The sequence below is a fragment of the Salmonella sp. SAL00670 genome (assembly GCF_046552235.1).
GTDB lineage: Bacteria > Pseudomonadota > Gammaproteobacteria > Enterobacterales > Enterobacteriaceae > Salmonella > Salmonella enterica.
The window spans coordinates 484,705-507,014 of sequence record NZ_JBGDUO010000001.1 but is presented as its reverse complement, the minus strand read 5'-3'; the positions used below and the strand labels follow the sequence as shown (position 1 = coordinate 507,014).

Here is a 22,310-nt window from a genome sequence, read left to right as displayed (position 1 = left end):
ATTTATATGTTAATTAATATGAGTGTTTGCGCTGTAAATGTAGATTGCAGCATTCGTGCCAGCCAGCGTTAACATTTCATAAACAGAGGTGATAAACGGTAAATCAATGGGTTACAGCGTAGCGATATTCACTTTTACTGCATGAAAAGTGAATGTTTCCGCATAATCGGTGGCTAAAAAGAGGAAAAAGCGAAATATTATTCAGTTGCCAAATATAATTCTGGAATTGTGATCTTATACGAAATTTACTGGAAATTACCGCCCCGTTCTGGCGCATCTGCACGCAAACCGTGCCATTTTCGCGCTATAGAAAACACCATACGCTTCCATTGGCCGAATCTGACGATGAGTGGCAGTCACCCGGTAAAATTTCTGTTACCATCCCAACACGATTCACCTTGCAAAGTGGCAGTGACTATGAAATTTGTCTCTTTTAATATCAACGGCCTGCGCGCCCGTCCCCATCAGCTTGAAGCGATTGTCGAAAAACACCAGCCCGATGTGATCGGTCTACAGGAGACAAAAGTCCACGACAAAATGTTCCCGCTCGAAGAGGTCGCGAAGCTGGGCTATAACGTTTTCTATCATGGACAAAAGGGCCATTACGGCGTCGCGCTGCTAACAAAAGCCACGCCCATTTCCGTCAGACGCGGTTTCCCGGATGATGGCGAAGAGGCGCAACGCCGCATTATCATGGCGGAAATCCCCTCGCCGCTGGGTAATATCACCGTCATTAACGGCTATTTCCCGCAGGGGGAAAGCCGGGATCATCCGTTGAAGTTCCCCGCGAAAGCGCAGTTTTATCAGAACTTGCAAAACTATCTTGAAACGGAACTCAAGTGCGATAATCCGGTATTAATTATGGGCGACATGAATATCAGCCCGACCGATCTGGATATTGGCATCGGCGAAGAAAACCGCAAACGCTGGCTGCGTACCGGTAAATGCTCCTTCCTGCCGGAGGAGCGTGAATGGATGTCACGGTTACTGAAGTGGGGATTAGTGGACACGTTCCGTCAGGCGAATCCGCAAACGATGGATAAATTTTCGTGGTTTGATTACCGCTCAAAAGGTTTCGTGGATAATCGCGGACTGCGCATTGACCTCTTGCTGGCAAGCGCTCCGCTGGCGGAACGTTGCGCAGAAACCGGTATAGACTACGACATTCGCAGTATGGAAAAACCCTCCGACCATGCGCCGGTCTGGGCGACGTTTCGTGTTTGATTCCGCTTTCTGATTAACCGTAAGGCCGGGATAGCGCGACGCTTCCCGGCAGGAATAACGACCTTAACGACAATGATAAAAAAACTCGATGTTGTTGCCGCCATCATTGAACGCGACGGCAAAATACTGCTGGCCCAGCGCCCAGCTCATGCGGATCAAGCTGGTTTTTGGGAGTTTGCCGGCGGTAAAGTCGAACCCGGCGAAACCCAGCCGCAGGCGCTTATCCGCGAGCTACGCGAAGAGTTAGGGATTGACGCCACGCCCGGCGTCTATATCGCCAGCCATCAACGCGACGTATCTGGCCGACGGATTCATTTGCACGCCTGGCATGTGCCTGCGTTTAACGGTCTGATACGTGCGTTGGAACATCAGGCCTTAGCCTGGTGTACGCCGGAAGAGGCGCTGGAATACCCCCTCGCCCCGGCGGATATTCCGCTATTGCAGGCGTTTATGGCTTTACGCGACGCCAGACTAACGGATTCGTGCTGATGGTTTTTTCGTCACGCTGGCACTGGAGCAAGACGCCTTCCACTTTTATTACCGCGCCTTCGGAGTAATTCTGATCCTGGTAAACGCAGCACTGAATGCATGGCTGGGATGACTGACCGCGCGTGCTGAAAACTTCCGGCGGGACATTCACCTGAATATCAGGACGACTGTTTTGGTTTGCCAGCCCGACCATTGGCATTATCGCCATCACGGCGACCACGAGGCTTCGGCGCATAGGATTTCCTTATTTTTCCAGGTATATTCTCAGTATAACGGTAAGCCGCCGTGAAAACTTTAATCCTCTTTTGTCATCGCTTTTAGTTATGACCCTCGCCCCGTTATGAATTTACTTAGCAGCGTCATTTTTTTCTTGCTTACCGTCACATTGCTGATGGTATAGTCGAAAACTGCAAATACATATTCTGATAAAACGCAAATACAACCACATTAATATATAAGAGGTTTTTATATCTATGGATCAGACATGTTCTCTGGAATCGTTCCTCAACCATGTACAAAAGCGCGACCCGCATCAAACCGAGTTCGCGCAAGCCGTCCGTGAAGTCATGACCACCCTGTGGCCGTTTCTTGAACAAACCCCCCGTTACCGCCACATGTCTTTACTGGAACGTTTGGTTGAACCAGAGCGCGTAATCCAGTTTCGCGTAGTGTGGCTGGACGACAAAAACCAGGTGCAGGTAAATCGCGCCTGGCGCGTGCAGTTCAACTCTGCTATCGGCCCCTATAAAGGCGGTATGCGCTTCCATCCTTCGGTAAACCTTTCCATCCTTAAGTTCCTCGGCTTTGAACAAACCTTTAAAAATGCCCTCACCACGTTGCCGATGGGCGGCGGTAAAGGCGGCAGCGATTTCGATCCGAAAGGGAAAAGCGAAGGCGAAGTGATGCGTTTCTGCCAGGCGCTGATGACTGAACTGTATCGCCATTTAGGGCCGGATACCGACGTGCCTGCCGGGGATATCGGCGTGGGCGGGCGCGAAGTGGGCTTTATGGCGGGAATGATGCGCAAGCTTTCCAATAACAGCTCCTGCGTCTTCACCGGCAAAGGGCTTTCCTTCGGCGGCAGCCTGATTCGCCCGGAGGCGACGGGCTATGGCCTGGTCTACTTTACCGAAGCGATGCTTAAACGTCATGGTCTCGGTTTCGAAGGGATGCGCGTCGCCGTGTCCGGCTCCGGCAACGTAGCGCAATACGCCATTGAGAAAGCGATGGCCTTTGGCGCGCGCGTGGTTACCGCGTCGGATTCGAGCGGGACGGTGGTCGATGAAAGTGGCTTCACGCCAGAGAAGCTGGCGCGTCTGTGTGAAATTAAAGCCAGCCGTGACGGTCGCGTCGCTGACTACGCCCGTGAGTTTGGCTTAACCTATCTGGAAGGCCAGCAGCCCTGGAGCGTACCGGTGGATATCGCCCTGCCATGCGCGACGCAGAACGAACTGGACGTTGACGCCGCGCGCGTACTGATTGCCAATGGCGTAAAAGCCGTGGCGGAAGGGGCAAATATGCCAACCACGATTGAAGCGACCGATCTCTTCCTTGAAGCGGGCGTACTGTTTGCGCCGGGTAAAGCCGCCAACGCGGGCGGCGTGGCGACATCGGGGCTGGAAATGGCGCAGAACGCCGCGCGGTTGAGCTGGAAAGCCGAGAAAGTGGACGCCCGTCTGCATCACATTATGCTGGATATCCACCACGCCTGTGTCGAGTACGGCGGCGACAATAAGCATACCAACTACGTTCAGGGCGCCAACATCGCCGGTTTCGTGAAAGTCGCCGACGCCATGCTGGCGCAGGGCGTCATTTAATCCCGTCGTCAGGCCAGATAGCTTTACGCTTATTCGGTCTGACGGCCTGTCTCCTCAGCAGGCGGGCTTTTTTTGCCCGCTCGCTTACGCGGCGCGCTCTTTTTCTTGTCTCCACCGCCTGGCGCGACTATCCCTCTGAAGCGCTTCACCGGCGTGCGCTTAGCCTGCTCGATCAGCTGATATAACGTGCCGACCAGCGGTTGCATGAAATCCTGGTAACGGCACTGCTTTTCGCTGATTTGCGTCAAAACAGATTCCCAGTGCGCGGTCATATCTGGACGGGCCGCCATTTCCGGCAGCGAATGTATTAACGCTTTGCCAGCATCGGTAGAATGAATGTAGCGCCCTTTTTTGGTCAGAAAGCTACGTTTGAACAGCAGCTCGATAATCCCGGCGCGCGTGGCTTCCGTCCCCAGCCCATCGGTCGCGCGCAGGATCTTTTTCAGATCTTTATCCTGCACGAAGCGGGCAATTCCGGTCATCGCGGAAAGCAATGTCGCATCAGTAAAATGACGCGGCGGCTGGGTTTGGCGCTCGACCACTTCCCCCTTTTCACACAGCAACTCATCACCTTTGGCGACAACCGGCAGCGGCGTACCGTCGTTTTCCTCGTCGCGCTCTTTACTGCCCAGTAACGTCCGCCAACCGGCCTCCGCCAGAAAACGCGCTTTGGCGACAAATTTCCCTTTGGCGATTTCCAGTTCAATAACGCATTTACGAAACACCGCGTCCGGGCAGAACTGCATCAGATACTGACGCGCAATCAGGGTGTACACTTTCGCTTCGTTTTCCGTCAGATGGACAGAAGAACTGCGCGCCGTCGGGATAATCGCGTGGTGCGCATCCACTTTTTTGTCATCCCAGCAGCGATTGCGCGTATCAGGATTAACCACAGGCTGCGGCAGTAAATCCGGGGCGTGGACGCTAATCGCGTTCATGACCGCCTGCCGTCCGGCAAAGTGTTCTTCCGGCAGATAACGGCAGTCGGAACGCGGATAGGTAATCAGTTTGTGGGTTTCATAGAGCTTCTGACAAATATCAAGCACGTTTTGCGCGCTCAGGCCAAAGCGTTTGGCGGCTTCAATCTGTAGCGTCGAGAGCGAAAACGGCAGCGGCGCGGATTCTGATTCCCGTTTATCATTATAACTGGTTACCAGCGCGGGCTGACCGTTGATTCGGTTCACTACATGCTCCGCCAGCGGACGATGAAGCAAGCGCCCCTCTTCATCCTGATAAGGTTCGCACGCCTCGCTCGGCTGCCAGATAGCGGTAAAACGCTCGTCGGCAGGCGTAACGATGTGCGCCTTTACTTCAAAGAAGTCTTTGGCGACGAAGTTCTCAATCTCTTCGTCTCGCCGCACCACCAGCCCCAGTACCGGAGTCTGTACGCGTCCCACGGATAACACGCCCTGATAGCCGGCATTCCGGCCCAGGATCGTGTAAGCGCGGGTCATATTAATGCCATACAGCCAGTCCGCTCGCGCTCGCGCCAGCGCGGAGACGCACAGCGGCACGAAGTCGCTGTTCGCCCGCAGCCTGTCAATAGCACGCTCGACCGCCTGCGGGTTAAGGTCGTTTATCAGACAACGCCGCACCTGCTGGCGCTTTTCGGCAGGAAGCTGGAGATAATCCAGCACTTCATCAACCAGAAGCTGCCCTTCGCGATCCGGGTCGCCAGCGTGAATAATTTCACCGGCTTGATGCAAAAAGCGCTTAATCACATTGAGCTGTTTGGTGACGGAAGGACGAGGCTGAAGCTGCCATTTTTCCGGCACGATAGGCAGGTCAGCCAGATTCCAGCGCGCATAACGGCTGTCATACGCATCCGGCTGCGCCTGTTCCAGCAAATGACCGATACACCAAGTGACGACCTGCCCGTTTCCGCACTCAATAAAACCATCGCCTTTACGGTGCGGTTTTGGCAGCACATCCGCAATGGCGCGCCCCAGACTCGGTTTTTCGGCAATAAACAACCGCATCAGGTTAACGAATCTCAACCATAGCGCGACCGCCGCGGGCCTCGACCAGTTCGCCAATCGCGGTCAGATCGATACCAAATTCCGCCGCGGTGGCTTTAACATCGTCTTCGGCGTCCGGCGTTACCGCCAACAGCAGACCGCCTGACGTTTGCGGATCGCACAGCAGGCTACGAACTTCACGCGACATGTCGCCCATCAGATGACCATAGCTGGCGAAGTTACGCTCTGTGCCGCCCGGTACGGCGCCCAGAGCAATATACTCTTCCACGCCCGGCAGTTTAGGGATGTCCTGATAGCAAAGCAGCGCCTGCACGCCTGCGCCCTGGCACATCTCGCTCAGGTGCCCCAGCAGGCCAAAACCGGTAACGTCAGTCATGGCTTTTACGCCGTCGATATTGGCAAACGCCGCGCCAGCAACGTTCATCCGACACATGACTTCCGTCGCCAGCCCCTGATGTTCAGGTTTAAGCAGCGATTTTTTCTCGGCGGTGGTCAACACGCCAATCCCCAACGGTTTGGTCAGAAAGAGTTTGCATCCCGCCTGCGCGGTACTGTTTTTCTTCACCCGTTCGGTCGGCACTACGCCTGTGACCGCGAGACCAAAGATCGGCTCCGGGGCGTCAATAGAGTGTCCGCCCGCCAGCGCGATACCGGCCTGACGGCAGGCAAAACGCCCCCCCTCGGTCACTTCACGCGCAATATCGGGCGACAGGGTATTAATCGGCCAGCCAAGGATCGCGATCGCCATAATCGGTTTGCCGCCCATCGCAAAAATATCGCTGATGGCGTTTGTTGCCGCAATGCGGCCAAAATCAAACGGGTTGTCGACTATCGGCATAAAGAAGTCGGTGGTGCTGATAATACTGGTGCCATTACCCAGATCGTAAACCGCCGCATCATCGCGGGTTTCATTACCCACCAGCAGGTTCGGGTCGACGAACTTCGCCTGCTCGCTATGCAGGATAGTCTCCAGCACTTTAGGGGAAATTTTACAACCGCAACCAGCGCCGTGGCTGTATTGCGTTAAACGAATGGCTTGCTCGCTCATGGACATCTCCTGTCATTGCATTCGCGCTATGGTAGCGCTCATTCCCTGATGTGGTAAGTATCACTGTCTGAATTACCGCGCCTTTGCTCAGAATCCAGACAGTTTTATCCCTCAGCGTCAGAAATAACGCACAAACGGCGTGGGGTCGGGGGTACTGATCGTCGTTGACGCTTTGAGCTGCGGCGTGCCGAGATAGAGAAAACCAACAATTTTATCCTGCGGGCGGCACTCAAAGGCTTCCCGCACGATAGCGCTCTCCGTTAATGCGCCGCTACGCCAGATACCATTAAACCCTTGCGCAATCGCCGCCATTTGCATCGCCATCACCGCGCATCCGGCAGACATCTCCTGTTCCCACACGGGAACCTTATGGTTTTCTTCGCATTTCGCCACCACGGTAATGATCAGCGGCGCGCGAAACGGCGAATTACGCGCTTTTTCGATCGCTTTCTCATCGCCTCCGGCAGCGACAGCGCCTCGTTCAAGCACGGCGCTGAAGCGGTCGCGCCCCTCTCCTTCAATCACAAAAAAACGCCACGGCTGTAGAGATTTATGATCGGGAACACGCATTCCCGCCCGCAGAATGTTCTGTAATTGCTCTCCGACAGGCGCCGGTTCTGCGAGACGAGAGGCGCTACGACGGTTGACCAGCAGTTCTAGTGCATCCATTTGATTAACTCCAGCAATGATATTTATTCACAAAATTAACACGGGAGCGGATTTTGTTACAGCGCAGGCAGTGATTCCTGCTGACAACTGCCTGATGGGTCATTACGATAGCCACATCTTAATGCTTTATCCTCACCAAGGTATAAGCGTTGTTACTCAGATAGGGAGAATACATGCGAACCCTGTGGCGATTTATTGCCGGATTTTTTAAATGGACGTGGCGAGTGTTGAACTTCGTCCGTGAAATGGTACTCAACCTGTTCTTTATTTTTCTGGTCCTGGTGGGCGTTGGGATCTGGATGCAGATCGGTAACGGCAGCAACAGTGAACAAACGGCGCGCGGCGCTCTGCTGCTGGATATTTCCGGCGTCATTGTGGATAAACCCTCCACCAATCATCGTCTGGGCGCGCTGGGTCGCCAGTTATTTGGCGCCAGCTCCGACCGTCTGCAGGAAAACTCCCTGTTTGACATCGTCAACGCTATTCGTCAGGCGAAAGATGACCGTAACATCACGGGTATCGTTCTGGATCTGAAAAACTTCACCGGTGCCGATCAGCCGTCAATGCGCTATATCGGTAAAGCGCTGCGCGAATTCCGCGATAGCGGCAAACCGGTTTTCGCCGTGGGTGAAAACTACAGCCAGGGTCAGTATTACCTCGCCAGTTTCGCCAATAAAATTTGGCTTTCCCCACAGGGTCAGGTAGATCTTCACGGCTTCGCTACGAATGGCCTGTACTACAAAACGCTGCTGGATAAACTGAAAGTCTCTACCCACGTTTTCCGGGTCGGCACCTATAAATCCGCCGTCGAGCCGTTTATCCGCGACGATATGTCGCCCGCCGCCCGCGAGGCCGACAGCCGCTGGATAGGCGAACTGTGGCAGAACTACCTGCATACCGTTTCTGCCAATCGCCAGATTTCGCCGCAACAACTGTTCCCCGGCGCGCAGGCTATTATCGACGGGTTAACCAGCGTGGGCGGCGACACCGCCAAATATGCGCTCGACCATAAACTGGTGGACGCCCTCGCCTCCAGCGCAGATGTTGAAAAAGCGCTGACGAAGCAGTTTGGCTGGAGCAAAACCGAAAATAACTATCGCGCGATCAGCTATTACGATTATTCGCTGAAAACGCCTGCGGATACCGGCGGTACTATTGCGGTTATTTTCGCCAATGGCGCGATTATGGATGGCGAAGAAACGCCAGGGAATGTCGGCGGCGACACTACGGCATCGCAGATCCGCGACGCACGCCTTGATCCTAAAGTGAAAGCGATTGTGCTGCGCGTCAATAGCCCAGGCGGGAGCGTCAACGCCTCCGAAGTTATCCGCGCCGAACTGGCGGCAGCAAGAGCGGCTGGCAAACCGGTGGTGGTCTCAATGGGCGGCATGGCGGCCTCCGGCGGTTACTGGATCTCTACGCCGGCAAACTATATCGTGGCCAGCCCCAGCACGCTGACGGGTTCAATTGGCATCTTCGGCGTCATCAATACGGTAGAAAACAGCCTGTCGTCGATTGGCGTACACAGCGACGGCGTTTCCACCTCGCCGCTGGCGGATATTTCGATGACCAAAGCACTGTCACCGGAAGTGCAGCAGATGATGCAACTCAGTATTGAGTACGGCTACAAACGCTTTATCACGCTGGTGGCAGACGCGCGTAAGCGTACGCCGGAGCAAATTGATAAAATCGCACAAGGCCATGTCTGGACCGGAGAAGACGCGAAAGCCAATGGTCTGGTGGACAGTCTCGGCGACTTTGACGACGCCGTCGCCAAAGCGGCGGAGCTGGCGAAACTGAAACAGTGGCATCTTGATTACTATCAGGACGAACCGACGGTCCTTGATATGGTCATGGACAGTATGACCGGATCAGTACGCGCCATGCTGCCGGAGGCCATTCAGGCTATGCTCCCGGCGCCGCTCGTTTCCGCCGCCAACACGGTGAAGGCCGAGGGGGATAAACTGGCGGCATTTAACGATCCCCAAAACCGTTATGCGTTCTGTTTGACTTGCGCGAACGTTCGCTAATGCTTCATCAATAGCCATACCGGATGGCGGCGTCTGCTCATAGCCGCCATCCGATAATCATTAATACGTCCTTCGCGACACGACTGAACATTATCATGCAAAAGAAATCAATTTACGTTGCCTATACCGGCGGTACTATCGGTATGCAGCGCTCAGATAAAGGGTATATCCCGGTGTCCGGGCACCTTCAGCGCCAGCTGGCGCTGATGCCGGAATTCCACCGCCCGGAGATGCCGGATTTTACCATCCATGAATATGCCCCGCTGATGGATTCATCAGATATGACGCCGGAAGACTGGCAGCATATCGCTGCAGATATCAAAGCGCACTACGATGAGTATGACGGTTTTGTTATTCTGCACGGCACCGACACGATGGCGTTTACCGCATCGGCGCTCTCTTTCATGCTGGAAAATCTGGGTAAACCGGTTATTGTGACAGGGTCACAAATTCCGCTGGCTGAGCTGCGCTCCGACGGGCAAATTAATTTGCTGAATGCGCTTTATGTCGCCGCCAACTACCCTATTAATGAAGTAACGCTGTTTTTTAATAATCGTCTGTTCCGCGGCAATCGCACGACCAAAGCCCATGCGGATGGTTTTGACGCTTTTGCCTCTCCTAATCTGCCGCCCTTGCTGGAAGCAGGAATTCACATTCGCCGTTTAAATACGCCTCCCGCGCCCTACGGTTCTGGTGAATTAATCGTTCACCCTATTACGCCGCAGCCGATAGGCGTAGTGACGATTTATCCGGGGATTTCCGCCGAGGTAGTACGTAACTTTCTGCGTCAGCCGGTAAAAGCGCTGATTCTGCGCTCTTATGGCGTAGGCAACGCGCCGCAAAATAAAGCGTTTTTACAGGAGCTGAAAGAGGCCAGTTCGCGCGGCATCGTGGTGGTTAACCTGACGCAATGCATGTCAGGGAGAGTCAATATGGGCGGGTACGCTACCGGTAATGCGCTGGCGCACGCTGGCGTGATTGGCGGTGCCGATATGACCGTCGAAGCTACCTTAACCAAACTGCATTATTTGTTAAGCCAGGGTCTGGACACTCAGGCGATTCGTAGCGCGATGGCGCAAAACTTGCGTGGTGAATTGACGCCGGATGATTAAAAAATCCCGACGACAAGGAGAAGATAATGACAAACCGGGCCTTATTACTGGTCGACTTGCAAAATGACTTTTGCGCCGGCGGCGCGCTGGCTGTAGCGGAAGGCGACAGTACCATCGACATCGCCAACGCTCTTATTGACTGGTGCCAGCCCCGGCAGATTCCGGTGCTGGCCAGCCAGGACTGGCATCCCGCGCAGCATGGCAGCTTCGCCAGCCAGCATCAGGCGGAACCCTATAGTCAGGGAAAGCTGGACGGGCTGCCGCAAACGCTCTGGCCGGATCACTGCGTTCAACATACCGACGGCGCGGCGTTACATCCCCTGCTTAACCAACATGCGATTGACGCCTGTATCTATAAGGGTGAAAACCCGCTGATTGATAGCTACAGCGCGTTTTTTGACAACGAACATCGGCAGAAAACTACCCTTGATACCTGGCTTCGCGAGCATGACGTTACCGAGCTTATCGTGATGGGGTTGGCGACCGATTACTGCGTAAAATTTACGGTGCTGGATGCGCTAGAGTTGGGCTATGCCGTTAACGTTATCACCGATGGCTGTCGCGGCGTGAATATTCACCCGCAGGATAGCGCACACGCGTTTATGGAGATGGCGGCGGCAGGCGCGACGCTGTATACGCTGGCAGACTGGGAAGAGACGCAGGGCCAGGCTGTCGCCAGGTAGCGGAGCAGGTATCGTATCCGGTCAATACATCACGCAACGGTGAGACCATTGCATAGATCTTTGGGCCGGATACGTCACGTCAGCGCCGCTACCAGGCAAAGCTCAACGCAGGCTGGAGAGCGCTTCTAACAAAACAGATTAAAAAGCGCGGGCTGGCTGTCGCAATGTTCTGGGAATAAGGCACCGATGACAATAATCAGTTAGCGACACAGTTGGCGGACTCGCTGGACATTAAGCGTTATTCGTAAAAATATGGCGGGCCTGTGTCTGGCAGCAATGAGCAGGCCCGGTAAGCACAACGCATTGGCAATTAAACCACCGGATGGCGACTACCTCTTATCCGGCTCCCCGTTACTGCATTTTCAATGTCGCAATCGGCTTTGACGTAATACCGAAATCCGCTTTGAGCTGCTGCTTGCTTTTCATCACCATCTGACCGTGAGTATCGATCGTCATATGTTGCGCTTCGGTATTGTGCCGCGCCTGCCATAGCATCACCAGTTGCAGGCTGTTTTCTTTCTGTTCCGGCGTCAACGCCACGCCATCCGGCCACTTACCCAGCTCAACGGCGGTGGATAAACGTTGATACACTTCCGGCGTCATGCTGTTAATGATCTCATCAAGATTCATGATGTGTCCGCTCCTGTGGAATAATTTGCTGAATCGTTTTTTCAGCCTTTCAGTTGATCGCCGTTTTTCTCGTCAGAAAAGGCCAGCGAGGCCGAGTTAACGCAATAGCGCTCACCGGTTGGCTGCGGCCCGTCCGGGAAAACGTGTCCGAGATGCGCATCGCAGTTACCGCAACGAATTTCGACACGCTGCATTCCATGAGAAAAATCGTCTATGTAACGAATCGCCTCTTCGCTGACAGGCTGGTAAAAGCTAGGCCAGCCGCAGCCTGAATCGTATTTGGTGTGGGAGTGAAAAAGCGGCGTATCACAGACCAGGCAGTGATAAACCCCATCGCGTTTATTATGTAGCAGGCGTCCGGTAAATGGCGGTTCTGTGCCACGATCCTGCGTCACGTAGAATTGCATTTCGGACAATTTTTTCTTGAGTTCTTCTGCTGAAGGTTGGTTAGCCATTTGCTCACATCTCACTTTAAACGTGCTCACATTGCCTGACCGATTCTAACAAAACATTAACACCTCAGTACCAACTTTTGTTCTAAACTTGATCATTGCGAAATGGCGGCTCACGAATCGTGACTGATGTCACATTATTATCTCGGTTGCCCTTTAAAATTCGGGGCGGCGCCCCCATGTGGTTTCAAGCCGAAAGGAAGAGTGAGGCGAATCAGCCGCGCAAAGGTTGTGCAGAGGATTGATTTGTCGCAATGATTGACACGATTCCGCTTGACGCTGCGTAAGGTTTTTGTAATTTTACAGGCAACCTTTTATTCACTAACAAATAGCTGGTGGAATATATGACTATCAAAGTAGGTATCAACGGTTTTGGCCGTATCGGTCGCATTGTTTTCCGTGCTGCTCAGAAACGTTCTGACATCGAGATCGTTGCAATCAACGACCTGTTAGACGCAGAGTACATGGCATACATGCTGAAATATGACTCCACTCACGGCCGTTTCGACGGTACTGTTGAAGTGAAAGACGGTCATCTGATCGTTAACGGTAAAAAAATCCGTGTTACCGCTGAACGCGATCCGGCTAACCTGAAATGGGACGAAGTTGGTGTTGACGTAGTGGCTGAAGCTACCGGTATCTTCCTGACTGACGAAACCGCGCGTAAACACATCACCGCTGGCGCGAAAAAAGTGGTTCTGACGGGTCCGTCTAAAGACAACACCCCAATGTTTGTTAAAGGCGCTAACTTTGACAAATACGAAGGCCAGGACATCGTTTCCAACGCTTCCTGCACCACCAACTGCCTGGCGCCGCTGGCTAAAGTTATCAACGACAACTTCGGCATCATCGAAGGTCTGATGACTACTGTTCACGCGACTACCGCAACCCAGAAAACCGTTGACGGCCCGTCTCACAAAGACTGGCGCGGCGGCCGCGGCGCATCTCAGAACATCATCCCGTCCTCTACTGGCGCTGCTAAAGCGGTAGGTAAAGTACTGCCGGAACTGAATGGCAAACTGACTGGTATGGCGTTCCGCGTTCCGACTCCGAACGTATCCGTTGTTGACCTGACCGTTCGTCTGGAAAAAGCGGCTACCTACGAGCAGATCAAAGCTGCTGTTAAAGCTGCTGCCGAAGGCGAAATGAAAGGCGTTCTGGGTTACACCGAAGACGACGTTGTATCTACCGATTTCAACGGCGAAGTATGCACTTCCGTGTTCGATGCTAAAGCAGGCATCGCGCTGAACGACAACTTCGTGAAACTGGTCTCCTGGTACGATAACGAAACCGGTTACTCCAACAAAGTACTGGACCTGATTGCTCACATCTCCAAATAAGTTGAGATGACACAGTCATTGGTAAGAGCGACTCAGGTCGCTCTTTTTTTTGCTTAAAGATATACCCGTCATACTTCAAGTTGCAGGTGTGTTGGCTATGCTTTCTCACCCGAATCACTGACGGAAGTCGAACTTATCGGGATGAATCAGGGATGTCCATGTCCCTGGCCGGAGATGACCTACGGTTGTTCAAATTCGTTCCCGATGAATTTGTCGTTCACTTGCCGCGTTACTCGGCCTGCGGCCTCGCCTCTACGGGCCAGCGCAAGCACTGGTCAAGGCACAAGCGCCTTGTCATGCAACTCGAATTATTTAGGGTTAAGAGGATTGCGTAATGATTAATAAAATTTTTGCCCTCCCGGTTATCGAACAGCTTACCCCTGTCCTTTCCCGTCGTCAGCTTGATGACCTGGATCTGATCGTCGTTGACCATCCGCAGGTGAAAGCCTCTTTTGCATTACAGGGCGCGCACCTTCTCTCCTGGAAACCCGTTGGCGAGGAAGAGGTATTGTGGCTCAGTAATAATACGCCTTTCAAAACCGGCGTGGCGCTACGCGGCGGCGTACCGATCTGCTGGCCCTGGTTTGGACCTGCGGCTCAACAGGGTCTGCCGTCACACGGCTTTGCGCGTAATCTTCCGTGGGCGCTAAAAGCGCATAATGAAGATGATAATGGCGTAATGCTGACATTTGAGCTGCAAAGCAGTGAGGCCACCCGGAAATACTGGCCGCACGATTTCACGCTGCTGGCTCGTTTTAAAGTGGGTAAAACCTGTGAAATTGAACTGGAAGCGCATGGCGAATTTGCAACCACATCCGCGCTCCACAGCTATTTTAACGTTGGCGACATCGCCAACGTTAAGGTCAGCGGACTCGGCGATCGGTTTATTGATAAAGTTAACGACGCTAAAGAAGGTGTCCTGACCGACGGTATACAAACCTTTCCGGACCGTACCGATCGCGTTTACCTCAATCCTGAAGCATGTAGCGTGATCCACGATGCGACATTAAACCGCACGATTGATGTGGTCCACCACCATCACCTTAACGTCGTAGGCTGGAACCCTGGCCCGGCGTTGTCCGTCAGCATGGGCGACATGCCGGATGACGGCTATAAAACGTTTGTCTGCGTTGAAACGGTTTACGCTACTGCGCCGCAACAAGCCACAGAAGAAAAACCCTCTCGTCTGGCGCAGACTATCTGCGTCGCTAAACGCTAAAAGTGAATGGATAACGGCGTTACTATAGGATCTGAAAGGCGTCAGCCGCCATCAGGCATGACCTGCCGGATGGCGGCGCTTACACATTTTATCCGGCGTCACACCATATCCAACGCGGTTTTCCCTTTTGGCGCAGGCCAGGCGTTGTCCAGTAAGGCAAGTTCGTTTGCTGACAAGGCGATCTCAAGCGCCGCCGCATTTTGCTTCACGTGTTCTGTACTTCCGGCTTTCGGGATCGCCATCACGCCCGGATGCGCAATCACCCACGTCAGTAAGATTTGCGCCGCCGTAGCGTTATGCGCTTGCGCAATTTCATTCACCACCGGATGATTCAGTAAACCGCTACGTAACCGGCCAGCCTGCGCCAGCGGGCTATAGGCCATCACTGGCATTCGCTGTTGTTGACACCACGGCAATAAATCATACTCAATACCACGTGACGCCAGATGATAGAGCACCTGATTTGTCGCGCATTGCTGTCCCCCAGGGATGCGCCACAGCGCCTGCATATCGTCATAATCAAGATTAGAGACTCCCCAACGGCGAATTTTCCCCTGCGCGATTAGCCGCTCCATACCTTCAACGGTCTCTTCGAATGAAAAGCTTCCGGCCCAGTGCAATAGATAGAGATCGAGATAATCTGTTTTCAGGCGACGCAGGCTTTCTTCACAGGCGGCAACTATCTTCTGGCCGCCAGCGTTCCACGGGTACACTTTTGACACCAGAAATGCCTCATCGCGTCGCCCTGCTAACGCCTCGCCCACGACCTTTTCCGCCCCGCCGTCGGCATACATTTCCGCTGTATCAATAAGGCGTAACCCCAAATCCAGCCCCGCGCGCAACGCCGAAACCTCGCGCTGACGTTGATCCGCGCGCTCGCCCATATACCATGTTCCCTGTCCGATGGCAGGAAGCGTCACCTGCCCGCAAAACGTTACGTTTTTCACTGATTTCATTTCCTTTTCAATGTCACTCGACGGTAAAACAATACAGGACTCTTAGACCCTACGGTAATGTCCGGCATCATACCGCGCAAGGGGGCGATTTTCTTGTCACTGACGAACGTCATCCGCAATCATGTCGACGATGCGGGTAATATGCGCGGCGGGTCGCTGATTCAGTAATAATTGACGCATCACATTCATATAGGGCGTCACATGTTGAAAGAACTCCAGATATCCTTTACAGAGATAATTTTGCCGTTCGCCGCCGTCCATACAAATTCGATGTTTCGGACAACCGCCGTGACAGGCAAAGCGCCACGTACAGTTCTGGCAGCGTGAGGAAAGGTTTGCTTTAGCCGCGCCAAACTGCTGCTGAAAAGGAGAGGCCGCCATTTCTTCTAAAGAGTGTTGCTGCAGATTGCCCAGTTTATAGGCGGGAAAAACAAAATGGTCGCAGCTAAACACGTCGCCATTCTGCTCCACCAGCAAACTTTGCCCGCAGGTCGACTGCATCGTACAAAGCGTGGCGGGCTCCCCCATCCAGACGCCAAGTAAGTTATCAAAAAGCTGTACGAATATGCGTCCGACATCGTGACGTATCCATTGATCAAAAACATCGCACATAAAGGCCCCCCACCCTTCAGGCGTGACGGAAAAGGGCATCAGCGAAGGCGAATCCTCATTGTCAGATAACGTCAAAGAACGCTGCGCTTTTTGTGCGAGCGGCTCAACAATGGGAATAAATTGCAGGTGTTTACTTTCCAGTTCCTGCGTCAAAAAATGATAAATAGCGTTGCCATGACGGCATGACGCATCATTCACGACAGTGAGCGTGTTGAACTCGACATCATTTGCCTGCAGAAGGCGGATAGCATTAACGACTCGGGAAAAAGACGCCCGCCCTGACGGCGTTTTCCGGTAATTATCATGAACGACTTGCGGCCCATCAATCGATATACCAATCAGGAACTGGTGCTGCGCAAAGAAAGCCGCCCACTCTTCATTGATTAATACGCCATTGGTTTGCAGACTGTTGTAGATAGTTTTGCCGTTGGCATAGCGTTGCTGCAAGCGCACCACTTTTTGGTAAAAAGAAAGACCGCATAGCGTCGGCTCTCCCCCCTGCCAGCAAAACGAGACCTCTGAGGATGGCGTATCATCAATTACCCGGCGGATATACGTCTCCAGCGCATCGTCAGACATGACGCGCTGCCCCCGGGGTTTATCAAGATAGAAACAGTACTTGCAGGATAAGTTACACAGACTGCCGCTGGGCTTGGCTACGGTATTGAATACTATGCTCATTCGTCTTACTCGCTGTGAAGAATGGGTATAGCATAAGCGGGACGTGACAGGGCGATATCAGCCAGCATTGCAACAATTATTACGCTAATTGTTAGCGCAGTTGTAATCACCTGGATTTTTCATATAAAAGGCTAGTTTTTTAAATTGATGTAACAAAGTATAAATCACGTAAGGCTGCGCCATCCCCGGTCAACAGCGCATTTATGCAAGCCGCCATGTTCGCGTTTCAGTTAGCACAAAGCCTGCATAACGCAGGCTTTGTCATGGTTTTTCCGGCAAATTCAATCAATCAGAATCTATAGGTCACGCCAGTAGAAAGGATACCGGTCCAGGATTTATCCACCATCGGGCTGTCGGTAATTTCATCCGACAGGCGGGTGTAGCGCGCAGTACCATATACGCTCCAGTTACCGGCGAAATTATAGTTAGCGCTAAGTTCAAGATACGGGTTCCAGCTATCGTTCGGGTTATAGCCGCGCAGGCCGCTACGCGAAGATTCTTTACGTGATACGCCGTAATAGTAATCGTTCTGGTTCTCGCTATTCCATTCAACCCCGATACCAGGCGTTAAGGTTAGCCCGCCATTGGTATACCGATACAGCCAGGCCAGATCCCAGACAATACCGTTACTGTTATCCAACGTATCCCCTGCCAGTGAGGTACGCAGGAATCCATATTGGGTGTGATGCGCGTAAGAAACGCCCGCCATCATAGTACTTTTACGCCTGTCCAGACGACGCAACTGATGGTCATCGCTGTCGCCCGGTTTGAAGTACATCGGGGACCAGTATGCCATGATTGACAACTTATCGGCATTGTCATTCCACAAGTAATACCCGCCGCCCAGACCACGGAACCAGAAGTTTTCGCTTTCATAAGCGATGACCGGTATCGGATAAACATCGCTATCGTAATCTTTATAAGGGTGTTCAACCACACCAACGCCTGCGCCCAACGTCAGGTTGCTTTCAGCGTGCGCGACGCTGGCGGATGTTGCAATAAACACGCCAAGAGCCAGAAGTTTAAGTTTGGTCACAATCCATAATTCCTTATTCAAATGTTCTGCGGCAAAAGTGTAACCGCCAATACCTGTAAGCCCAACTATTTTACACAATGTAACCGTTTAATATCACCACCACCGATTATTTTCAGATGATCGGCTGATGATCGTTATGTGACCGGGAACGCTTTTTCTGATATCCACCAGCCTTTTCTACCTGATGAGTTATTGATATGTCATCGAAATCCACTGACGCGTACAGGCAAGTTTTGCAAATGCCATCTACGCTTAATGTTAAGAAGGTGTATCACCGGACACGTTGATCTTCTGACCAATAAAATGGCATGAGAGTTGCTTTTTTTCCTTAGCAGAGACGGCGTTCAGTCTACCTCTTCCGGGAGCCTCTACTATTCATATGAACGGCTCTTAACATGTGCGAAAAAACGAAAGGATGGCATATCATGAATATATTCGATCACTATCGCCAGCGTTACGAAGCTGCCAAGGACGAAGAGTTCACACTGCAGGATTTTCTTACCATTTGTCGGCAAGATCGCAGTGCTTATGCCAACGCGGCAGAGCGGCTATTAATGGCTATCGGCGAGCCTAATATGGTCGACACTGCCCAGGAACCCCGACTTTCCCGACTCTTCTCCAACCGGGTTATTGCTCGCTATCCTGCGTTTGAAGAGTTTTACGGCATGGAAGACGCGATTGAACAGATTGTCTCTTATCTAAAACATGCGGCGCAAGGGCTGGAAGAGAAGAAGCAAATTCTCTATTTGCTGGGACCTGTGGGGGGTGGCAAATCATCGCTCGCTGAACGGCTGAAATCGCTAATGCAGCGCGTGCCAATTTATGTTTTAAGCGCCAACGGCGAGCGTAGTCCGGTCAACGATCATCCGTTATGCCTGTTTAATCCGCAGGAAGACGCGCAGATTCTGGAAAAAGAGTACGGTATTCCGCGCCGCTATCTCGGTACGATTATGTCCCCGTGGGCGGCCAAACGCCTGCATGAGTTTGGCGGCGATATTACTAAATTCCGCGTGGTGAAAGTCTGGCCCTCCATTCTGGAGCAGATTGCCATCGCCAAAACGGAACCCGGCGATGAAAACAACCAGGATATTTCGGCGCTGGTCGGCAAGGTGGATATTCGTAAACTCGAACATCACGCCCAGAACGATCCGGATGCATATGGTTACTCTGGCGCGCTGTGCCGCGCTAACCAGGGGATCATGGAGTTCGTCGAGATGTTTAAAGCGCCTATTAAGGTGCTGCACCCCTTGCTGACCGCAACTCAGGAAGGTAACTACAATGGTACGGAAGGTATTTCCGCCCTGCCCTTTAATGGCATCATACTTGCCCACTCAAACGAATCTGAATGGGTGACTTTCCGTAACAATAAAAATAACGAAGCGTTCCTCGATCGTGTCTATATTGTGAAGGTGCCTTATTGCCTGCGAATCTCCGAAGAGATCAAAATCTACGAGAAACTGCTTAATCATAGCGAGCTGGCTCATGCGCCCTGCGCGCCGGGCACGTTGGAAACGCTTTCGCGCTTCTCGATTCTTTCCCGCCTGAAAGAGCCGGAAAATTCCAGTATTTACTCGAAAATGCGCGTTTATGACGGCGAAAGCCTGAAAGATACCGACCCTAAAGCCAAATCGTACCAGGAGTATCGCGACTATGCGGGCGTGGACGAAGGGATGAACGGTCTCTCCACCCGATTCGCCTTTAAGATCCTCTCCCGCGTATTCAACTTCGACCATGCGGAAGTGGCGGCAAACCCGGTACATCTGTTCTACGTTCTGGAACAACAAATCGAGCGTGAACAGTTCCCGCAGGAGCAAGCTGAGCGTTATCTGGAATTCCTGAAAGGCTACCTGATCCCGAAATACGCCGAATTTATCGGCAAGGAGATCCAGACGGCCTATCTCGAATCTTATTCTGAGTACGGGCAGAACATTTTTGATCGTTACGTGACTTATGCGGATTTCTGGATTCAGGATCAGGAGTATCGCGACCCGGATACCGGTCAACTGTTCGATCGCGAGTCGCTGAACGCCGAACTGGAAAAAATTGAAAAACCAGCGGGTATCAGTAACCCGAAAGATTTCCGTAATGAGATAGTAAACTTTGTCCTGCGCGCCAGAGCCAACAATAGCGGCCGTAATCCAAACTGGACCAGTTACGAGAAGCTGCGCACGGTGATTGAGAAAAAAATGTTCTCCAATACTGAAGAGCTGTTGCCGGTCATTTCTTTTAACGCCAAAACGTCGACTGACGAGCAGAAAAAGCATGACGACTTTGTCGATCGGATGATGGAGAAAGGGTATACCCGTAAGCAGGTTCGTTTGCTGTGCGAGTGGTACCTGCGCGTGCGTAAATCGTCGTGATGTTAATGCCCGGTGGCGCTTGCGCTTACCGGGCCTACAAAGTAATGTTCTGTAGACTGGCTAAGCGTTAGCGCTATCCGGCACTGACAGAACAGGCGCTCAGTTGGCAGTACGGGGGGCATATGACCTGGTTCATAGACCGACGTCTTAACGGCAAAAATAAAAGCACGGTGAATCGCCAGCGCTTTTTGCGTCGTTATAAAGCACAAATTAAGCAGTCGATTTCCGAAGCGATTAATAAACGCTCTGTGACCGATGTCGACAGCGGAGAGTCCGTCTCTATTCCAACCGATGATATTAGCGAACCGATGTTTCATCAGGGGCGCGGCGGTCTGCGCCATCGCGTCCATCCGGGTAACGATCACTTTATCCAGAATGATCGCATTGAGCGTCCGCAAGGCGGTGGCGGCGGCGGTTCCGGTAGCGGTCAAGGTCAGGCCAGCCAGGACGGCGAAGGCCAGGATGAGTTTGTTTTTCAGATTTCAAAAGATGAGTATCTGGATCTGCTCTTTGAAGATTTAGCGCTGCCTAATCTGAAGAAAAACCAGCATCGCCAGCTTAACGAGTATAAAACTCACCGCGCCGGTTTCACCTCAAACGGCGTACCGGCCAATATCAGCGTGGTACGTTCGCTACAAAACTCTCTGGCGCGCCGTACAGCAATGACGGCAGGAAAACGCCGCGAACTGCACGCCCTGGAAACGGAACTGGAGACCATCAGCCACAGCGAACCAGCGCAACTGCTTGAAGAGGAGCGATTACGTCGGGAGATTGCCGAACTACGGGCTAAAATCGAGCGAGTGCCGTTTATCGACACCTTTGATTTACGCTATAAAAATTATGAAAAACGGCCTGAGCCCTCCAGCCAGGCGGTGATGTTCTGTCTGATGGACGTCTCGGGTTCGATGGACCAGGCAACCAAAGATATGGCCAAGCGTTTTTACATTCTGCTCTATCTGTTTTTGAGCCGAACATATAAGAACGTAGAAGTGGTTTATATCCGCCACCATACCCAGGCGAAGGAAGTGGACGAACATGAGTTCTTTTATTCGCAAGAGACCGGGGGGACGATTGTCTCCAGCGCGCTTAAACTCATGGATGAAGTGGTTAAAGAGCGCTACGACCCGGGGCAGTGGAACATCTATGCGGCGCAAGCGTCAGACGGTGATAACTGGGCCGACGATTCACCGCTGTGTCATGAGATTCTGGCGAAAAAGCTGCTGCCGGTAGTGCGCTATTACAGCTATATCGAGATTACCCGCCGCGCCCACCAGACCTTATGGCGCGAGTATGAACATCTGCAGGCGACGTTCGATAACTTCGCCATGCAGCATATTCGCGATCAGGAGGATATTTATCCGGTATTCCGCGAATTGTTTCAGAAACAGAGCGCCAATCAAAGTGCATAACCCTAAACCTGCCCGTTGTTATTACGGGCAGGTTTATTAGCAACTTAACGTTCACCCTTCGCGACTGATATCATTATTCGCGTATAGCATGAATAAAGCTGTTCTGGCCTATGTTACAAATTGATTCGTAGCGCTATGCCTTTGCGTTAATATTACAAACACCACGGCCATTCCATGCCTGGCAACGGCGGCAACTCCATACCATCTGGCTCAAAGAGAGTACACCAGTGTACATGTTCACCAACGGGCTTAACTTTAGCTGCTGGAACTCTTTCAGGCGCCTGGTCGTCTGCCATAGCCGATGCGGAAAAACCCACCGCCAATAATGTAAAAAGCGAGATAGCAGCCATTTCTTTCAACTTTTTCATCATTCCCCCTACAGGAATAAGAGAATAACTAAATTATCCTTACCGCTCGACGCTCCTTTCACGGTAATAATAATGGTTTTCCTATTTTTAAAAGAAATAACGTAACATCGTTACCTGAAAATTTACTTTCGCTACCATTAATAACCATTGAAAATATCAACACATCGAATTATTGCCGTAATTAAACCGAGAATGA

Annotated in this window: 20 protein-coding genes; 10 read left to right on the top strand and 10 right to left on the bottom strand. The window is 52.4% G+C overall.

What is annotated here, in order from left to right; genetic code table 11:
- Positions 1-417 precede the first annotated feature (417 nt).
- Together xthA and ACLJRS_RS02520 are read left to right on the top strand one after the other, a co-directional pair.
- Positions 418-1,224 (top strand): exodeoxyribonuclease III, encoded by an 807-nt coding sequence (gene xthA, locus ACLJRS_RS02525; RefSeq protein WP_410957745.1) that lies wholly within the window; start codon positions 418-420, stop codon positions 1,222-1,224.
- A 72-nt stretch (positions 1,225-1,296) separates the two neighbouring features.
- On the top strand, positions 1,297-1,713 hold the full coding sequence (locus tag ACLJRS_RS02520; protein WP_000592135.1) for a pyrimidine (deoxy)nucleoside triphosphate diphosphatase: 417 nt from the start codon (positions 1,297-1,299) through the stop codon (positions 1,711-1,713).
- Here ACLJRS_RS02520 and ACLJRS_RS02515 read toward each other — a convergent pair.
- The gene (locus tag ACLJRS_RS02515) at positions 1,673-1,948 is read right to left on the bottom strand and encodes a YnjH family protein (protein ID WP_001254682.1); all 276 of its coding nucleotides are present in this window, start codon (positions 1,946-1,948) and stop codon (positions 1,673-1,675) included. The two genes, ACLJRS_RS02520 and ACLJRS_RS02515, sit on opposite strands and share 41 nt — an antisense overlap.
- A 238-nt stretch (positions 1,949-2,186) precedes the next feature.
- Between ACLJRS_RS02515 and gdhA the strand changes: the two genes are divergently transcribed.
- Positions 2,187-3,530, top strand: a complete 1,344-nt coding sequence (gene gdhA / locus ACLJRS_RS02510) for an NADP-specific glutamate dehydrogenase (RefSeq protein WP_000372873.1) — start codon at positions 2,187-2,189, stop codon at positions 3,528-3,530.
- Between the two features lie 29 nt (positions 3,531-3,559).
- On the opposite strand, the gene topB is transcribed toward gdhA, so the two are convergent.
- The 3 genes from topB to ACLJRS_RS02495 all read right to left on the bottom strand — a co-directional run bounded on the left by topB (position 3,560) and on the right by ACLJRS_RS02495 (position 7,226).
- A complete protein-coding gene (gene topB / locus ACLJRS_RS02505) occupies positions 3,560-5,509 on the bottom strand; it encodes a DNA topoisomerase III (RefSeq protein ID WP_001235866.1) in 1,950 nt (649 codons plus the stop codon).
- A 4-nt stretch (positions 5,510-5,513) separates the two neighbouring features.
- Entirely contained in the window at positions 5,514-6,557 is a 1,044-nt protein-coding gene (gene selD / locus ACLJRS_RS02500) for a selenide, water dikinase SelD (protein ID WP_001294900.1), read from the bottom strand.
- Positions 6,558-6,674: 117 nt separating this feature from the next.
- Positions 6,675-7,226: an NAD(P)H nitroreductase gene (locus ACLJRS_RS02495; protein ID WP_000339318.1), complete on the bottom strand. Its 552-nt coding sequence runs from the start codon at positions 7,224-7,226 to the stop codon at positions 6,675-6,677.
- Between the two features lie 173 nt (positions 7,227-7,399).
- On the opposite strand from ACLJRS_RS02495, the gene sppA reads away from it, so the two are divergent.
- From sppA to pncA, 3 genes are all read left to right on the top strand, one after another.
- Positions 7,400-9,256 carry a signal peptide peptidase SppA gene (gene sppA, locus ACLJRS_RS02490; protein WP_001259874.1) on the top strand — a complete coding sequence of 619 codons (1,857 nt, stop codon included), beginning with the start codon at positions 7,400-7,402 and terminating at the stop codon, positions 9,254-9,256.
- Positions 9,257-9,351: 95 nt separating this feature from the next.
- Positions 9,352-10,368 carry an asparaginase gene (ansA, locus tag ACLJRS_RS02485; protein WP_001170134.1) on the top strand — a complete coding sequence of 339 codons (1,017 nt, stop codon included), beginning with the start codon at positions 9,352-9,354 and terminating at the stop codon, positions 10,366-10,368.
- Between the two features lie 26 nt (positions 10,369-10,394).
- Entirely contained in the window at positions 10,395-11,051 is a 657-nt protein-coding gene (gene pncA / locus ACLJRS_RS02480) for a bifunctional nicotinamidase/pyrazinamidase (RefSeq protein ID WP_000184707.1), read from the top strand.
- Positions 11,052-11,402: 351 nt separating this feature from the next.
- Here pncA and ACLJRS_RS02475 read toward each other — a convergent pair whose 3' ends face one another.
- Entirely contained in the window at positions 11,403-11,681 is a 279-nt protein-coding gene (locus ACLJRS_RS02475; protein ID WP_001046864.1) for a YeaC family protein, read from the bottom strand.
- Positions 11,682-11,722: 41 nt separating this feature from the next.
- On the bottom strand, positions 11,723-12,136 hold the full coding sequence (msrB, locus tag ACLJRS_RS02470; protein ID WP_001519539.1) for a peptide-methionine (R)-S-oxide reductase MsrB: 414 nt from the start codon (positions 12,134-12,136) through the stop codon (positions 11,723-11,725).
- 341 nt (positions 12,137-12,477) lie between these two features.
- Here msrB and gapA point away from each other — a divergent pair, with 341 nt between their 5' ends.
- Together gapA and ACLJRS_RS02460 are read left to right on the top strand one after the other, a co-directional pair.
- Positions 12,478-13,473: a glyceraldehyde-3-phosphate dehydrogenase gene (gene gapA, locus ACLJRS_RS02465; protein WP_000153505.1), complete on the top strand. Its 996-nt coding sequence runs from the start codon at positions 12,478-12,480 to the stop codon at positions 13,471-13,473.
- 334 nt (positions 13,474-13,807) lie between these two features.
- Positions 13,808-14,692, top strand: a complete 885-nt coding sequence (locus ACLJRS_RS02460; protein ID WP_000608662.1) for a D-hexose-6-phosphate mutarotase — start codon at positions 13,808-13,810, stop codon at positions 14,690-14,692.
- A 98-nt stretch (positions 14,693-14,790) separates the two neighbouring features.
- Here the strand turns inward: ACLJRS_RS02460 and ACLJRS_RS02455 are convergent, their stop codons facing one another.
- The 3 genes from ACLJRS_RS02455 to ACLJRS_RS02445 all read right to left on the bottom strand — a co-directional run bounded on the left by ACLJRS_RS02455 (position 14,791) and on the right by ACLJRS_RS02445 (position 17,977).
- On the bottom strand, positions 14,791-15,648 hold the full coding sequence (locus ACLJRS_RS02455) for an aldo/keto reductase (protein WP_000843751.1): 858 nt from the start codon (positions 15,646-15,648) through the stop codon (positions 14,791-14,793).
- Between the two features lie 96 nt (positions 15,649-15,744).
- Positions 15,745-16,941: an anaerobic sulfatase maturase gene (locus tag ACLJRS_RS02450; protein WP_000029231.1), complete on the bottom strand. Its 1,197-nt coding sequence runs from the start codon at positions 16,939-16,941 to the stop codon at positions 15,745-15,747.
- Positions 16,942-17,230: 289 nt separating this feature from the next.
- Positions 17,231-17,977, bottom strand: coding sequence for a MipA/OmpV family protein (locus ACLJRS_RS02445; protein ID WP_000163762.1), 747 nt, complete (start codon positions 17,975-17,977; stop codon positions 17,231-17,233).
- 425 nt (positions 17,978-18,402) lie between these two features.
- Between ACLJRS_RS02445 and yeaG the strand changes: the two genes are divergently transcribed.
- Together yeaG and ACLJRS_RS02435 are read left to right on the top strand one after the other, a co-directional pair.
- A complete protein-coding gene (gene yeaG, locus ACLJRS_RS02440) occupies positions 18,403-20,337 on the top strand; it encodes a protein kinase YeaG (RefSeq protein WP_001518010.1) in 1,935 nt (644 codons plus the stop codon).
- Positions 20,338-20,459: 122 nt separating this feature from the next.
- On the top strand, positions 20,460-21,746 hold the full coding sequence (locus ACLJRS_RS02435; protein ID WP_000219714.1) for a YeaH/YhbH family protein: 1,287 nt from the start codon (positions 20,460-20,462) through the stop codon (positions 21,744-21,746).
- 152 nt (positions 21,747-21,898) lie between these two features.
- Here the strand turns inward: ACLJRS_RS02435 and ACLJRS_RS02430 are convergent, their stop codons facing one another.
- Positions 21,899-22,117: a hypothetical protein gene (locus ACLJRS_RS02430; protein WP_000976280.1), complete on the bottom strand. Its 219-nt coding sequence runs from the start codon at positions 22,115-22,117 to the stop codon at positions 21,899-21,901.
- Positions 22,118-22,310: the final 193 nt, after the last annotated feature.

What these genes read in the sequence shown, in the direction of transcription:
- xthA (WP_410957745.1), top strand. Translation starts at nt 418, where the DNA reads ATGAAATTTGTCTCTTTTAATATCAACGGCCTGCGCGCCCGTCCCCAT.
- ACLJRS_RS02520 (WP_000592135.1), top strand. Translation starts at nt 1,297, where the DNA reads ATGATAAAAAAACTCGATGTTGTTGCCGCCATCATTGAACGCGACGGC.
- ACLJRS_RS02515 (WP_001254682.1), bottom strand. Translation starts at nt 1,948, where the DNA reads ATGCGCCGAAGCCTCGTGGTCGCCGTGATGGCGATAATGCCAATGGTC.
- gdhA (WP_000372873.1), top strand. Translation starts at nt 2,187, where the DNA reads ATGGATCAGACATGTTCTCTGGAATCGTTCCTCAACCATGTACAAAAG.
- topB (WP_001235866.1), bottom strand. Translation starts at nt 5,509, where the DNA reads ATGCGGTTGTTTATTGCCGAAAAACCGAGTCTGGGGCGCGCCATTGCG.
- selD (WP_001294900.1), bottom strand. Translation starts at nt 6,557, where the DNA reads ATGAGCGAGCAAGCCATTCGTTTAACGCAATACAGCCACGGCGCTGGT.
- ACLJRS_RS02495 (WP_000339318.1), bottom strand. Translation starts at nt 7,226, where the DNA reads ATGGATGCACTAGAACTGCTGGTCAACCGTCGTAGCGCCTCTCGTCTC.
- sppA (WP_001259874.1), top strand. Translation starts at nt 7,400, where the DNA reads ATGCGAACCCTGTGGCGATTTATTGCCGGATTTTTTAAATGGACGTGG.
- ansA (WP_001170134.1), top strand. Translation starts at nt 9,352, where the DNA reads ATGCAAAAGAAATCAATTTACGTTGCCTATACCGGCGGTACTATCGGT.
- pncA (WP_000184707.1), top strand. Translation starts at nt 10,395, where the DNA reads ATGACAAACCGGGCCTTATTACTGGTCGACTTGCAAAATGACTTTTGC.
- ACLJRS_RS02475 (WP_001046864.1), bottom strand. Translation starts at nt 11,681, where the DNA reads ATGAATCTTGATGAGATCATTAACAGCATGACGCCGGAAGTGTATCAA.
- msrB (WP_001519539.1), bottom strand. Translation starts at nt 12,136, where the DNA reads ATGGCTAACCAACCTTCAGCAGAAGAACTCAAGAAAAAATTGTCCGAA.
- gapA (WP_000153505.1), top strand. Translation starts at nt 12,478, where the DNA reads ATGACTATCAAAGTAGGTATCAACGGTTTTGGCCGTATCGGTCGCATT.
- ACLJRS_RS02460 (WP_000608662.1), top strand. Translation starts at nt 13,808, where the DNA reads ATGATTAATAAAATTTTTGCCCTCCCGGTTATCGAACAGCTTACCCCT.
- ACLJRS_RS02455 (WP_000843751.1), bottom strand. Translation starts at nt 15,648, where the DNA reads ATGAAATCAGTGAAAAACGTAACGTTTTGCGGGCAGGTGACGCTTCCT.
- ACLJRS_RS02450 (WP_000029231.1), bottom strand. Translation starts at nt 16,941, where the DNA reads ATGAGCATAGTATTCAATACCGTAGCCAAGCCCAGCGGCAGTCTGTGT.
- yeaG (WP_001518010.1), top strand. Translation starts at nt 18,403, where the DNA reads ATGAATATATTCGATCACTATCGCCAGCGTTACGAAGCTGCCAAGGAC.
- ACLJRS_RS02435 (WP_000219714.1), top strand. Translation starts at nt 20,460, where the DNA reads ATGACCTGGTTCATAGACCGACGTCTTAACGGCAAAAATAAAAGCACG.
- ACLJRS_RS02430 (WP_000976280.1), bottom strand. Translation starts at nt 22,117, where the DNA reads ATGATGAAAAAGTTGAAAGAAATGGCTGCTATCTCGCTTTTTACATTA.